Source organism: Streptomyces sp. LMG1-1-1.1, assembly GCF_040815545.1.
In the GTDB taxonomy this organism is placed as follows: domain Bacteria; phylum Actinomycetota; class Actinomycetes; order Streptomycetales; family Streptomycetaceae; genus Streptomyces.
Genome location: NZ_JBFPNH010000019.1, coordinates 54,429 through 67,664, shown reverse-complemented (window position 1 = coordinate 67,664; position 13,236 = coordinate 54,429). Strand labels below are relative to the sequence as shown.

Genomic DNA, 13,236 nt, shown 5'->3' with positions numbered 1-13,236 from the left:
CCGAACGAGTTATCGTACGGATGTTCGAAAGTAGGCTACGCTGGGTTCGGGGGGTGGGAACGTACGTACGAATTCGATGCGGAGTGCGGGAGGTGCGCCAGTCATGCCGGGATTCACGCACCTGCACACCGCGTCGGGCTTCTCCCCGCGCTTCGGCGCCTCGCACCCCGAACGACTGGCCGCACGCGCCGCCGAACGGGGCATGGACGCCCTCGCCCTGACCGACCGCGACACCCTCGCCGGCGCCGTCCGCTTCGCGAAGGCGTGCGCGAAGGAAGGCATCCGCCCCCTCTTCGGCGTGGACCTCGCGTACGAGGCGGCCGCGCCGGGCGGAGCCCCGGCCGGGTCCGGCCGCCCCCCGGCCGGCCACGGCGGTACTACGGGCCAGGGCCGCGGGCGGCCCGGAACCGGCGAGGCCGCCGGATGGTCGACGCCCGCCCCCGACCAGGGCTCCACCCGGCGGGTACCCGTGCGCGGAGGGGCCTTCGTCGACGAGTCCGCGCCCCGCGCCCTCTTCCTCGCCCGCTCCCGCGCCGGCTGGGCCTCGCTCTGCGCGATGATCACTGCCGCCCACCGCGCCGGCACCCGCGCCGACGGCGGCAGCCCCCTGGCCGCCTGGCCCGACCTGGGCGACGAGGGCCTGACCGTCCTGCTCGGCCCCGACTCCGACGTCGGCCGCGCCCTCGCCGCCGGCCGCCCCGACCGGGCCGTCCGACTGCTCGCCCCCTGGCGCGAGCGGTACGGCGACGCACTGCGCCTGGCGGCCGTCGACCACGGGCGCCCCGGCACCGGGCCCGGCTCCCTGCGGCTCGCCGCCCGCACCGTCGGCTTCGCCGCCGAGCAGGGCGTCCGCCCCGTCCTCACCAACGCCGTCCGCTACGCCGACCCCGGCCAGGGCCCGGTCGCCGACGTCCTCGACTCCGCCCGCCGACTCGTCCCCGTCGACCCCCGCAAGGGGCTCGACAGCGGCGAGGCCTGGCTCAAAGGACTCGAAGGCACCCAAGGGGCGAAGGGGTCCAAGGGGTCCGAGGGCGCCGACGGCATGCTGGCGGCCGCCGAACGGATCGTCGAGGCCGCCGGCTTCCGCCGGGACGCCGCCCACCGGCTGCTCGACCGGACCGCGGCCGTCGCCGCCGCCTGCCTGGTCGACCCCGAGGACGACCTCGGCATCGGCTCCGCGCACTTCCCGGAGCCGTACCTCGTCGGCGCGCAGCACCGCACCGCCCAGCGCGTCCTCGCCTCCCGGGCCGCCGCCGGCATGGTCCTGAAGGGGTACGAGAAGCGGCGCGCCTACTGGGACCGGATGCACCGCGAGCTGGACGTCATCGCCCACCACGGCTTCGCCACCTACTTCCTGACGGTCGCCCAGGTCGTCGACGACGTACGGGACATGGGGATCCGGGTCGCCGCCCGCGGCTCCGGCGCCGGCTCCCTCGTCAACCACCTCCTCGGCATCGCCCACGCCGACCCGGTCGAGCACGGCCTGCTGATGGAACGCTTCCTCTCCAAGCGCCGCACCGCCCTGCCCGACATCGACATCGACGTGGAGTCCGCCCGCCGCCTGGAGGTCTACCGGGCGATCATCGACCGCTTCGGCACCGAACGGGTCGCCACCGTCTCCATGCCCGAGACCTACCGGGTCCGCCACGCGGTACGGGACGTCGGCGCCGCCCTCTCCATGGACCCGGCCGAGATCGACCGGATCGCCAAGGCCTTCCCGCACATCCGCGCCCGGGACGCCCTCGCCGCCCTCGACGAACTGCCCGAACTGCGCGAACTCGCGGGCGAGAAGGGCAAGTACGGGAAGCTCTGGGAGCTGGTCGAGGCCCTCGACGCGCTGCCCCGCGGCACCGCCATGCACCCCTGCGGGGTGCTGCTCTCGGACGCCTCGCTGCTCTCCCGTACCCCCGTGGTGCCCACCAGCGGCGAGGGGTTCCCCATGTCCCAGTTCGACAAGGAGGACGTCGAGGACCTCGGACTGCTCAAACTCGACGTCCTCGGCGTCCGGATGCAGTCCGCGATGGCCCACGCCGTCGCCGAGGTCGAGCGCGCCACCGGCACACGGCCGGACCTCGCCGCGATCCCCGACGGCGACCCCGAGACGTACCGGCTCATCCGCTCCACCGAGACCCTCGGCTGCTTCCAGATCGAGTCGCCGGGCCAGCGCGACCTGGTCGGCCGGCTCCAGCCCGCGACCTTCCACGACCTCGTCGTCGACATCTCGCTCTTCCGGCCCGGACCGGTCGCCGCCGACATGGTCCGCCCCTTCATCGAGGCCCGGCACGGCCGCGCCCCCGTCCGCTACCCGCACCCCGACCTGGAGGAGACGCTGAAGGAGACGTACGGCGTGGTCGTCTTCCACGAGCAGATCATCGAGATCGTCCGGATCATGACCGGCTGCGACCGGGCCGAGGCCGACCAGGTGCGGCGCGGGCTCTCGGACCCGGAATCGCAGGGCCGGATCCGGACGTGGTTCGCCCGGCGGGCCGCGGAGCGCGGATACGACCCCGACGTCGTCGCCCGCACCTGGGAGATCGTGGCGGCCTTCGGCTCGTACGGCTTCTGCAAGGCGCACGCGGTGGCCTTCGCCGTGCCGACCTACCAGTCGGCCTGGCTCAAGGCGCACCACCCGGCCGCCTTCTACGCCGGGCTGCTCACCCACGACCCCGGCATGTACCCCAAGCGGCTACTGCTCGCGGACGCGCGCCGGCGCGGGGTGCCGGTGCTGCCCCTCGACGTGAACCGGTCGGCGGTCGCCCACCGTATCGAACTGGTGTCCGATGGCCCGGCGCGGTGGGGCCTCCGGCTCGGCCTGACCGACGTCCACGGCATCAGCGAGGCCGAGAGCGGCCGGATCGAGGCCGGACAGCCCTACGCCTCCCTGCTCGACTTCTGGGAACGGGCCCGCCCCCGCACCCCCGTCGCCGAACGCCTCGCCCAGGTCGGCGCCCTCGACGCCTTCGGCGCCAACCGCCGCGACCTCCTGCTCCACCTCACCGAACTCCGGCGCATCCAGCGCGGAGCCGCCTCCCACGGCGGCCAACTCCCCTTCGCCCAGGGCGGGAAGACCGCCCCCATCGGCCTGCCCGACCTCGACGACACCGAACGCCTCAGCGCCGAACTCGGCATCCTCGGCATGGACGCCTCCCGCCACCTCATGGACGACCACCACGCCTTCCTCCGCGAACTCGGCGTCGTCACCGCCCAACGGCTGCGCGACACCCCCCATGGCCGGACCGTCCTGGTCGCCGGCGCCAAGGCCGCCACCCAGACCCCGCCCATCCGCTCCGGCAAACGCGTCATCTTCAGCACCCTCGACGACGGCACCGGCCTGGTCGACCTCGCCTTCTTCGACGACGCCCACGAACGCTGCGCCCACACCGTCTTCCACTCCTGGCTGCTCCTGGTCCGGGGCGTGGTGCAGCGGCGCGGCCCGCGCAGCCTCAGCGTCGTCGGCTCCGCCGCCTGGAACCTCGCCGAACTCGCCGAACTCCGCGCCGCCGGCGGCCTGCACGCGGTGGGGGAGCGGCTCGCCGAGACGGCGCCCGCCGCGGAGAGCACCGACAACGGCCGCCGCATCACGATGCCCACCGGCTACGAGATGAACCCCTGGGCCGACCTCCGGCCCGCCGGGGAGGGCGCCGCCACACCGGCGCGAAAGCTCTGGCACAGCAGCCCCGGGAGCGCCGGATGATCCTCTGCGTACGGTTCCGCCTCGAACCGGCCTCCTCCGAAGGCGGAGGGACCGAGACGGCACTGCCCCGGCTGATCGACCTGCTCGGCGAGTTCACCCCCCTCGTCGAGGCGGCCCCGCCCTGCGAGGCGCTCGCCGACGTGAGCGGCGCGCTGCGCTACTTCGGCCGCGGCCCGGCCGAACTCGCCTCGGTGATCCGCGTCAGGGCGCTCGCGCTGTACGGCGTCGACTGCGTCATCGGCGCCGGCCCCAACCCGATGCTGGCCCGGATGGCGGCCCGCGACGCCCGGCCCGGCGTCACCCTCGTCGTCGACGACCCGGCGGCCTTCCTGCGGGACCGGCCGGTCGTCGCGCTCGACGGCGTCGGCCGCACCACCGCCCGTACCCTCTGCGGCTACGGACTCGACTCCGCCGGCCGCGTCGCGGACGCCCCGCTCGCCGTGCTCCAGCGACTCGTCGGCGCGAAGACCGGCCGCGAACTGTGGGAACGCGCCCAGGGCATCGACCGCACCCCCGTCGTCCCGAACGCCGTCTCCCGGTCGACGGCCGCCGAACGCTCCTTCCCGCACGACGAGACCGACCGCCCGGCGCAGCGCCGGGCCCTCCTCTCGCTCGCCACCGAGCTCGGCGCCCGGCTCCGCACGGAGGGGCAGGTGTGCCGCTCGCTCGCGGTCACCGTGCGGTACGCCGACCGCACCACGACCACCCGGACCCGCACCCTGCCCGAACCCACCGCCCACTCCGCCGCGCTCACCGCCCTCGCGTACGCCGTCCACGACTCCCTCGGCCTCCAGCGGGCCAGGGTCCGGGGCATCGCGCTCCGCGCCGAAGGCCTGACGGACGCCGAAGGGGCCGCCCACCAGCTGTCCCTGGACCCGGCGGACGAGAAGGCCCGCCGCATCGAGGCGGCGGCGGACCGGGCACGGGCGAAGTTCGGCCGACGGGCGGTGCTGCCGGGCTCGCTGGCGGGCCGTCAGGCCGCCTGACGGCGACACCCCCACTTTTTACCGACGCGTAACTTCCCAGTCGAGGCTACCCGTGCGTAGCTTGGCTGAAGCGCATCCCCACCGCGCATCCCCACTTGTGGTCCGGACCGCAGGGCACAGCACCCCCACCATCCCCTTGAGCCGCAAGGAGATCGCCCGATGCTGCCCCGAACGTCCAGAACGTCCAGAACGGCACGAACAGCACCTACGGCGCGAACAGCGAACACGGCGCGAACCGTTCGTACAGCGCGAACGCCCCGGAAGTCCTGGAAGTACGCCGTCAGAGCACTGTCCGTCCTCCTGCTGACCGCCGCCGCCATGCTCGCCCCCACCGCGTCCGCCTCGGCCCAGACGGAGACCACCGCCCCCAGCCGTGGCTGGAACGACTTCTCCTGCAAGCCCTCCGCCGCCCACCCGCGCCCGGTCGTCCTCGTCCACGGCACCTTCGGCAACTCCGTCGACAACTGGCTCGGCCTCGCGCCCTACCTGGTCAACCGCGGCTACTGCGTCTTCTCACTCGACTACGGCCAGCTGCCCGGCGTGCCGTTCTTCAACGGCCTCGGCCCCATCGCCGCCTCCGCCGGCCAGCTCGACACCTACGTCGACCAGGTCCTCGCCGCCACCGGCGCCCCCGAAGCCGACCTCGTCGGCCACTCGCAGGGCGGCATGATGCCCCGCTGGTACCTCAAGTTCCTCGGCGGGGCCGAGAAGGTGAACGCGCTCGTCGGCATCGCCCCCGACAACCACGGCACCACCCTCCTCGGCCTCACCAAGCTCCTGCCGTACTTCCCCGGCGCCGAGGACCTCATCAGCTCCACGACCCCCGGCCTCGCCGACCAGATCGCCGGCTCCGCCTTCATCACCAAGCTCAACGAAGGCGGCGACACCGTCCCCGGCGTCCGCTACCACGTCATCGCGAGCCAGTACGACGAAGTCGTCACCCCGTGGCGCTCGCAGTTCCTGAGCGGCCCGAACGTCACCAACGTCCTCATCCAGGACAAGTGCGCCCTCGACCTCTCCGAGCACGTCGCCATCGGCACGGTCGACCGCGTCACCTTCCACGAAGTCGCCAACGCCCTCGACCCCGCCCACGCCACCCCGACGACCTGCCTCTCGGTCCTCGGCTGACCCCTACCGCTCCGCCCGGCGCCGCCGCCCCGCCCCGAACAGCACCACCGCCCCCAGCGCGAGCCCGACGGCGCCACCCACCGCCAGATACGGCGTGGCGCCGTCCCCACCGGTCTCGGCCAACTCCACCCCGGAGCCCGAACCGGCCGCGGGCGCGGGCACGTTGGGGGCGGCGGTGGCGGCCTCCGTGGTCGCCTCACCCGAGGGAGCCGGCACGGCGGCGGTCTCTCCCGCTCCCGTCGCCGCGTCACCGTCCCCGTGCCCGCCGTGCTCGACCGACGACTCGTCCCGCCCCTCCTCGATCTGCTCCTCGCTCGGCGCGGACGCCGTCGGCGCCGGAGCCGTACCACCGCCGTCCTTCCCGAACACCACGTCCGAGCACGTGTAGAACGCCTCGGGCGAGTCCGACCGCTGCCACACCGAATAGATCAGGTGCCGTCCGACCTTCTCCGGCACCGTCCCCCGGAACACGTAGTCGCCGTTCTCCGTCCCCGGATCGGTCACCGTCACGAACGGCTCCTCCTCCAGGTCCGACCACTTCAACGGCTTCGACGGGTCGTACCCGTCCTTCGTCACGTACAACGCGAACGACCCCTTGTGCGGCGCCGTCCCCTTGTAACGGAACGTGTGCGCCCCGCCCGTCATCCTGCTCGCCGGCCAGTCCGCCCGCGCCAGATCCAGCCCCCGGTACTTCTCGTTCCCCGCACTGCACAACTTCCCGTCCGGAACCAACTCCCGGTGCTTCCCCGCCGCGTTCGCGATGTTCACCCCGTTCCAGTCATAGAACGCCTGCGTCCCCCCCACCCCCACCGCCGCCCCACAAGCCCCCGACCTCGGCGCCTCCGGCCCCTCCGCATAACACGCCGCCACCCGACTCACCGGATCCGTCATCGACCCGTGCGCGAACGCGGCTCCCGACCCCAGCCCGGACAGGGCCAGCACCGCGGAGGTGGTCAGAGCGGCGGTCGTACGGCGAGAGGTCATGGGGACAACTCCTTCACGAGGGTGGTGTGGGGGGTTGCCATGGAAGCTAGCCGCCCGAAGCAGCGAAAAAGCCCTCGGGGAGCGGGAGACGGCGATCCTTAGGACCCCGTTAAGGCCGGGGTAAGAAGCGGCTGAGGAACAGGGACCGAACCGCCGGCGGGGAGGCGGGACGCGCACCGGGCCGGGCGTCAGCCCAGGCGGCGGTAGCGGCGTTCTGGGCGGCCGGTGCCGCCGTAGCGGAGGGTGATTTCGGCGCGGCCGGTTTGGGCGAAGTACTCGAGGTAGCGGCGGGCGCTGACGCGGGAGAGGGAGCCGGCTGCGGCGCACTCGGTGGCGGAGAGGCCTTGGGGGTGGGCGCGGAGGACGGAGTCGACGAGGTCGGCGGTGTGGGCGGCGAGGCCTTTGGGGAGTTCGCGGGAGGCGCGGGGGCGGGTGCCGAAGATGTGGTCGACGTCTTCTTGGCGGGCTTCGTCGAGGTCGTCGAGGCGGGTGCGGAGGGAGGCGACGTGGCGGAGCTGTTCGTGGAGGGCGGTCTGGCTGAAGGGCTTGATCAGGTAGTGGAGGGCTCCGGCGCGGAGGGCCGAGCGGATGGTGCCGGCGTCGCGGGCCGCGGTGATGAAGAGGGCGTCGACGGCGTGGCCGGCGGCGCGCAGTTCGCGCAGGACCTGGATGCCGTCCATGTCGGGGAGGAAGACGTCGAGGAGGACGAGGTCGGGGCGGAGGTCGTCGGCGGCGCGGAGGGCCTGGGCGCCGGTGTGGGCGACGCCGGACACGCGGAAGCCGGGCACGGCCGAGACGTAGCGGCAGTGCAGTTTGGCGACCATGAAGTCGTCGTCCACGACCAGCACATTCGTCACGCGGACACGCTAGGTCGCGACCACAAGGACCACAACGTCCGTTGATTGCGGAAGAGAGACAGCTTCTTCACGTACCGGCAACATGTGGGCCACCTCACACCCCTCATCCCTCTACCTGAGAGGCGGCTCCCGTGCGGTTGCGCACCCCCTTCGCCCTCCTCGGGGCGGCGTTGCTCGTGCTGGTGGGTCCCCCGCTGCTCGGCCAGGGCAGCGGCTCCGACACCGGTACGCAGATACCCGGCCTGCGTTTCATGGTCCCCAACACGCCCGGCGGCGGATACGACATCACCGCCCGCACCGCGGCGAAGAACGCCGAGGAGGCGGGCCTCACCGGCGACATCGAGGTCTTCAACCTGCCCGGCGCGGGCGGCACCGTCGGTCTCACCCGGCTCGTCGGCGAGCGCGGCAACGGCCGCCTCGCCATGTCCATGGGCCTCGGTGTCGTCGGCGCCGTCCACACCAACGAGACGCCCAGGACCCTCGCCGACACCACCCCGATCGCCCGGCTCACCGAGGAGCAGGACATCGTCGTGGTCGGCAAGGACTCCCCGTACCGGACGATCCAGGAGCTGCTCGCGGCCTGGAGGAAGGATCCCGGCAAGCTGCCCGTCGGGGGCGGTTCCTCGCCCGGCGGGCCGGACCACCTCGCCCCGATGCTGATGGCGCAGGCGGCCGGGATCGCGCCGAAGGACGTCAACTACGTGCCCTTCGACGGCGGCGGCGAGCTCCTCGCCTCCATCCTCGGCAACAAGGTCGGCTTCGGCGTCTCCGGCGTCGGCGAGTACCTGGACCAGATCAAGGCGGGGGAGCTGCGCCTCCTCGCCGTCACCGGCCCGCAGCGGGTCCCCGGCCTCGACGCCCCTACGCTCCGCGAGGCGGGCCTCGACACCGAGTTCACCAACTGGCGGGGCATCGTCGCACCGCCCGGCCTGTCCGACGCCGAGCGCGACAAGCTCGTCGGTCTGGTGACGAAGCTGCACGACTCCCCGCAGTGGCGCGAGTCGCTGAAGACCCACGGCTGGAACGACGCCTTCCTGCCCGGCGAGGAGTTCGGCACCTTCCTCACCGAGCAGGACCGGCGGGTCGGCTCCGTCCTGAAGGAGCTCGGCCTGTGATCACCACGCTCAAGGGCCTGCTGCGCGGGCGTTCCGAGCTCGGCGTCGGCGCCCTGCTCTTCCTCCTCGGCGTCCTGGTCCTCACCGACGCCCTCACCCTCGACGCGGACGTCACCGGCCGCGGCCCCGTCGGCCCCGCCACCGTCCCGGTCGTGGTCGGCTGCGGCCTGCTCGTCGTCGCCGTCCTCCTCACCGTCGACGTCCTGCGCGGCGGCCGCGGCGAGTCCGAGGCCGGCGAGGACGTCGACCTGACCGAGCCCGCGGACTGGCGCACGGTCGTCCTCCTCGCCGGCGTCTTCCTGGCCTTCGCGGTCCTCATCGGCCCCGTCGGCTTCCCCGTCGCCGGCGCCCTCCTCTTCTGGGGTGCGGCGTACGCCCTCGGCAGCCGCCGTCTCCACCGCGACCCGCTGATCGCGGCCGGCCTCTCGCTCCTGACCTACGCCGTCTTCGACAAGCTGCTCGGCGTCCCGCTGCCCGGCGGCCCGCTGATGGGAGTGATCTGACCCGTGGATTCCCTGAACTCCCTCATCGACGGCTTCGGGACCGCCCTCACCCCGATGAACCTGCTGTGGGCCGCGATCGGCGTGCTCCTCGGCACCGCCATCGGCGTCCTGCCCGGCATCGGCCCCGCGATGGCCGTCGCGCTGCTCCTGCCGGTGACGTACGGACTGGATCCGACCGGCGCGTTCATCATGTTCGCCGGCATCTACTACGGCGCCATGTTCGGCGGCTCCACCACGTCGATCCTGCTCAACACCCCGGGCGAGAGCGCCGCCGTCGTCGCGGCCATCGAGGGCAATCCGATGGCGAAGGCGGGGCGGGGCGCGCAGGCGCTCGCGGCGGCCGCCGTCGGCCACTTCGCCGGCGGCATGATCGGCACGATCCTGCTCGTCGTCCTCGCCCCGACCGTCGCGGCGCTGGCCGTCGACATCGGTGCCCCCGACTATCTGGCGCTCATGGTCCTCGCGTTCATCGCGGTGACCTCGGTCCTCGGCTCGTCGCGCATCCGGGGCCTCGCGTCCCTCCTCGTCGGTCTGACGATCGGCCTGGTCGGCCTCGACCAGATGACCGGGCAGCAGCGCCTCACCTTCGGTTCGCTCCAGCTCGCCGACGGCGTCGACGTCGTGATCGTCGCGGTCGGCCTCTTCGCCATCGGCGAGGCCCTGTGGGTCGCCGCGCACCTGCGCCGCTCGTCGGGGGAGGCCATTCCCGTCGGCCGTCCCTGGCTGGGCGGGGACGATGTGCGACGGACGTGGAAGTCGTGGCTGCGCGGGCCCCTGATCGGCTTCCCGTTCGGCGCGATCCCGGCCGGCGGCGCGGAGATCCCGACCTTCCTGTCGTACGTCACGGAGAAGCGGCTCTCGAAGCACAAGGACCAGTTCGGCAAGGGCGCCATCGAGGGCGTCGCCGGACCCGAGTCGGCGGCTTCGGCGTCCGCGGCCGGCACGCTCGTCTCCATGCTGACCCTGGGCCTGCCCACGACGGCCGTCGCCGCCGTGATGCTGGCCGCGTTCCAGCAGTACGGCATCCAGCCGGGCCCGCTGCTCTTCGAGCGGGAACCGGAGCTGGTGTGGGGCCTGATCGCCTCGCTGTTCGTCGGCATGGTGCTGCTGCTCGCGCTCAACCTGCCGCTCGCGCCCGTCTGGGCCAAGCTGCTGCGCATCCCGCGCCCGTACCTCTACGCCGGCATCCTCTTCTTCGCCGCCGTCGGAGCGTACGCGGTGGGAGGCGAGGCCCTGGATCTGGTGATCCTGCTCGTCATCGGCCTGCTCGGCCTCGGAATGCGGCGTTACGGCCTGCCGGTGCTGCCCGCGGTCATCGGGGTGATCCTCGGCCCGGCCGCGGAACAGCAGCTGCGCCGCGCGCTCCAGATCAGCGACGGATCGCTGACGGGTCTGGTGAACACGCCGTTCTCGATCACCGTGTACACGGTCGTCGTGATCCTGCTGGCCTGGCCCCTGCTGCGGAAGGCGGTCGGCCGGCGGGCCCCGCACTGACCGTACGACGGTATGCGTGCCCGCTGTCCAACTCGCCCCCGATGGGGTGAGTTTCGGACAGCGGGCGGCTTGATCCGGTATCCCTGGCGGGCAGCATCATCCCCCACATCCCGAAGGGACCCCCCTCATGCGCGTCCGCATCGCCCTTGCCGCAGCCGCCCTGCTCACCGCCGCCGTCGCCCCGCTCGCCCACGCGGAAGGGGCCGACGGCCTCTCCGTCGACGCACGGGGCACGGTCGGCGCCGACAGTGCGGTGTCCCTGTCCGGCACGTACCTCTGCGTCGACGACAGCGCCGGCCCCGTCTTCGTCAGCTCCACCCTCGTTCAGGGCGACCACTCCGCGGGGATCGGCGGCACGCAGGCGATCTGCGACGGCCGCGTCCACCCGTGGGTCAACACCGCCGTCGTGAAGGACCTCGCGTACCGGCCCGGCGCCGCCCGGGTCGAGGCCACCCTCATGCAGCTCACCACCGGCGAGATGGGACTGCCCACCCCCGGCTTCCTCGCCACGCGGGCGTCGGACGTCGAGCTGCACGAGAGCTGATCCGTACGAGCACCGGCGCGGGTCCCGTACGGGAGCTGTCGTACGGGACCCGCCGTACGGGAGCTGTCGTACGGGACCCGCCGTACGGGCGCCGGGTCAGCGCAGCAGGTCCATCAGGCCCTCGCGGCCGAGGACTTCGAGCTCGTCGAGGGCCACGACCGCGCGGGCCGCCGCCTCCGGGTCGGAGGCGGTGAGGCCGCTCGCGGCGAACTCGTCCTCGTCGAGCCGCAGCACCTCGCTGCCGTCCGCCGACACCCACAGGTCCAGGTCCAGGTCCTCGACGACCACCGCGCAGCCGTCGATCAGGGCCGGGCGGGTGATGTCGCAGTACCAGCCCTTGAGGGCGCCGTCGGCGGACCACACCTCCTTGACCGTGAACCAGCGGTCGCTCCAGTAGTGCTCCACGAAGACGTCGCCGGGCTCGAACCGCACGAAGCCGAAGTCCCGTACGCCCTCGGCGGCCCACGGGGCGCGGACCGAGAGCCGGGCGCCGTCCTCCGTGAGGACCTCGGCCGGGTAGCGGATCTTCGTCCGGCCCGCCTTCGTCAGGGTGACCTCAACCGATCGTCCGGACATGCCGTACCTCCCGTACCGCGATCTCGTAGCCGAACCGCTTGTTGATCGCCAGCATCGGCTCGTTGCCGGCGTCGTTCCCGGTGAACGCCTCCGTGCAGCCCGCGGCGCGGGCCAGGTGCAGCGAGGCGTTCTTGGCGAGTGTGGCGAGCCCGCGGCCCCGGAAGGCGGGCGAGGTGCCCGTCATCGCCGAGCTGTACCGGCCCAGACCGTCCGTGTGCGCCGCGCTGAACGCGGCCGGAACGCCGTCCACCACCACGACCGTCGTCAGCGCCCGGTCGAGGAGGGGGTGTTCCCAGGTGGTCGTCCGCCAGTGCGCGTAGTCGTCGAGCTCCGTGCCCACGTCGCCCGGCTCGTCGGCCGTCGTCAGCGCGTCCAGCGCGAAGAGCGGCCGCGGATCGGCCGCGAAGTCCTCGGCCGTGAGCAGCTCGACCCCGGCCGGCGGCGCCTGGAGAGGCGGCAGTTCGGCGGTGGCGAGGTCGAGCCGGAGGAAGTAGGCGGAGCGGCGGGGGGAGTACCCCCGGCGCCCGGCCCAGGCGAGGTTCTCGGGCGTGTCGAGGACCCAGCTGTACAGGGTCCGCGCGCCGTGCTCGGCGAGGTGCTCCTCGGCGGCGCGCAGCAGCAGCGCTCCGGCGCCCCGGCCCAGGTGGGCGGGGTCCGTGTACACGTTGACGGAGCCGATGCCGGGCTCCGGGGCGTCGTGGGCGATCCGCACCTGGGCGGTCCCGATGACCCCGCCGTCCTCGGTCACCGCGACGAGCGGACGCTCGTGGCCCGCCGGATGGGCGTGCGCCCAGTCGAACGCGAACTGCTCGGCGGTCGCGAGCATGAACGGAAGGGCGGCACGGCGGACCCGGGCGAAGCCGTCGGCGTCCCCGGCCGTCACATCACGGACGATCACAGTCATGTGGTCGCACGCTACGGGTCGGGGGTGCGCCGCCGCCTCCCATTTTCCGGCGGGGTGAGGGCAGAATCGGCGGGGTGACACTCACCATCGCCGTGGACCACGAATCCACCACCGCTCCGTACGAACAGCTGCGTGCCCAGATCTCGGAGCGGGCCCGGTCGGGCAGACTGCCGGTCGGATACAAGCTGCCGACGGTACGAGGGCTCGCGGAGCAGCTGGGCCTCGCAGCGAACACGGTCGCCAAGGCGTACAAGGCACTGGAGGCGGACGGGGTGATCGAGACGCGCGGGCGTCACGGCACCTTCGTCGCGGCCGCCGGGGACGCGGCGACCCGCCGGGCCGCCACGGCCGCCGCCCAGTTCGCCGAGGAGGCCCGCCGTCTCGGCCTCAGCCGCGAGGCGGCGGAGGCGGCGCTGAGCGAGGCGCTGCGCGCCGCCTACGACAGCTGAGC

The 13,236-nt window shown here is 73.3% G+C and carries 12 protein-coding genes; 8 read left to right on the top strand and 4 right to left on the bottom strand.

Annotation, left to right across the window (positions count from 1 at the left end; genetic code table 11):
* The first annotated feature begins 103 nt into the window (after positions 1–103).
* The 3 genes from MRBLMG1_RS09735 (at position 104) to MRBLMG1_RS09725 (ending at position 5,808) form a co-directional block, all read left to right on the top strand.
* Positions 104–3,694, top strand: a complete 3,591-nt coding sequence (locus MRBLMG1_RS09735) for a DNA polymerase III subunit alpha (protein ID WP_367822757.1) — start codon at positions 104–106, stop codon at positions 3,692–3,694.
* Positions 3,691–4,680, top strand: coding sequence for a DNA polymerase Y family protein (locus MRBLMG1_RS09730; protein WP_367822756.1), 990 nt, complete (start codon positions 3,691–3,693; stop codon positions 4,678–4,680). Before MRBLMG1_RS09735 ends, MRBLMG1_RS09730 begins: the two co-directional genes overlap by 4 nt.
* A 318-nt stretch (positions 4,681–4,998) precedes the next feature.
* Entirely contained in the window at positions 4,999–5,808 is an 810-nt protein-coding gene (locus MRBLMG1_RS09725) for an esterase/lipase family protein (protein ID WP_367822755.1), read from the top strand.
* Between the two features lie 3 nt (positions 5,809–5,811).
* Here MRBLMG1_RS09725 and MRBLMG1_RS09720 read toward each other — a convergent pair whose 3' ends face one another.
* Both MRBLMG1_RS09720 and MRBLMG1_RS09715 read right to left on the bottom strand, forming a co-directional pair.
* Entirely contained in the window at positions 5,812–6,792 is a 981-nt protein-coding gene (locus MRBLMG1_RS09720) for a lytic polysaccharide monooxygenase (protein WP_367822753.1), read from the bottom strand.
* Between the two features lie 188 nt (positions 6,793–6,980).
* The gene (locus tag MRBLMG1_RS09715) at positions 6,981–7,649 is read right to left on the bottom strand and encodes a response regulator (RefSeq protein WP_367822752.1); all 669 of its coding nucleotides are present in this window, start codon (positions 7,647–7,649) and stop codon (positions 6,981–6,983) included.
* A gap of 131 nt (positions 7,650–7,780) precedes the next feature.
* Here MRBLMG1_RS09715 and MRBLMG1_RS09710 point away from each other — a divergent pair, with 131 nt between their 5' ends.
* The 4 genes from MRBLMG1_RS09710 to MRBLMG1_RS09695 all read left to right on the top strand — a co-directional run bounded on the left by MRBLMG1_RS09710 (position 7,781) and on the right by MRBLMG1_RS09695 (position 11,305).
* Positions 7,781–8,764 carry a Bug family tripartite tricarboxylate transporter substrate binding protein gene (locus MRBLMG1_RS09710; protein WP_367822750.1) on the top strand — a complete coding sequence of 328 codons (984 nt, stop codon included), beginning with the start codon at positions 7,781–7,783 and terminating at the stop codon, positions 8,762–8,764.
* Positions 8,761–9,267, top strand: coding sequence for a tripartite tricarboxylate transporter TctB family protein (locus MRBLMG1_RS09705; protein WP_367822748.1), 507 nt, complete (start codon positions 8,761–8,763; stop codon positions 9,265–9,267). The genes MRBLMG1_RS09710 and MRBLMG1_RS09705 overlap by 4 nt, the downstream gene beginning before the upstream one ends.
* A 3-nt stretch (positions 9,268–9,270) precedes the next feature.
* Positions 9,271–10,761 (top strand): tripartite tricarboxylate transporter permease, encoded by a 1,491-nt coding sequence (locus MRBLMG1_RS09700; RefSeq protein ID WP_367822746.1) that lies wholly within the window; start codon positions 9,271–9,273, stop codon positions 10,759–10,761.
* A gap of 127 nt (positions 10,762–10,888) precedes the next feature.
* On the top strand, positions 10,889–11,305 hold the full coding sequence (locus MRBLMG1_RS09695) for a DUF6299 family protein (RefSeq protein ID WP_367822744.1): 417 nt from the start codon (positions 10,889–10,891) through the stop codon (positions 11,303–11,305).
* 96 nt (positions 11,306–11,401) lie between these two features.
* On the opposite strand, the gene MRBLMG1_RS09690 is transcribed toward MRBLMG1_RS09695, so the two are convergent.
* Both MRBLMG1_RS09690 and MRBLMG1_RS09685 read right to left on the bottom strand, forming a co-directional pair.
* Complete coding sequence (locus MRBLMG1_RS09690; RefSeq protein WP_367822742.1) at positions 11,402–11,881, bottom strand: DUF402 domain-containing protein; 480 nt, start codon at positions 11,879–11,881, stop codon at positions 11,402–11,404.
* Positions 11,862–12,785, bottom strand: coding sequence for a GNAT family N-acetyltransferase (locus tag MRBLMG1_RS09685; protein ID WP_367822740.1), 924 nt, complete (start codon positions 12,783–12,785; stop codon positions 11,862–11,864). The genes MRBLMG1_RS09690 and MRBLMG1_RS09685 overlap by 20 nt, the downstream gene beginning before the upstream one ends.
* A 74-nt stretch (positions 12,786–12,859) precedes the next feature.
* On the opposite strand from MRBLMG1_RS09685, the gene MRBLMG1_RS09680 reads away from it, so the two are divergent.
* Positions 12,860–13,234: a GntR family transcriptional regulator gene (locus MRBLMG1_RS09680; protein WP_367822738.1), complete on the top strand. Its 375-nt coding sequence runs from the start codon at positions 12,860–12,862 to the stop codon at positions 13,232–13,234.
* Positions 13,235–13,236 lie beyond the last annotated feature (2 nt).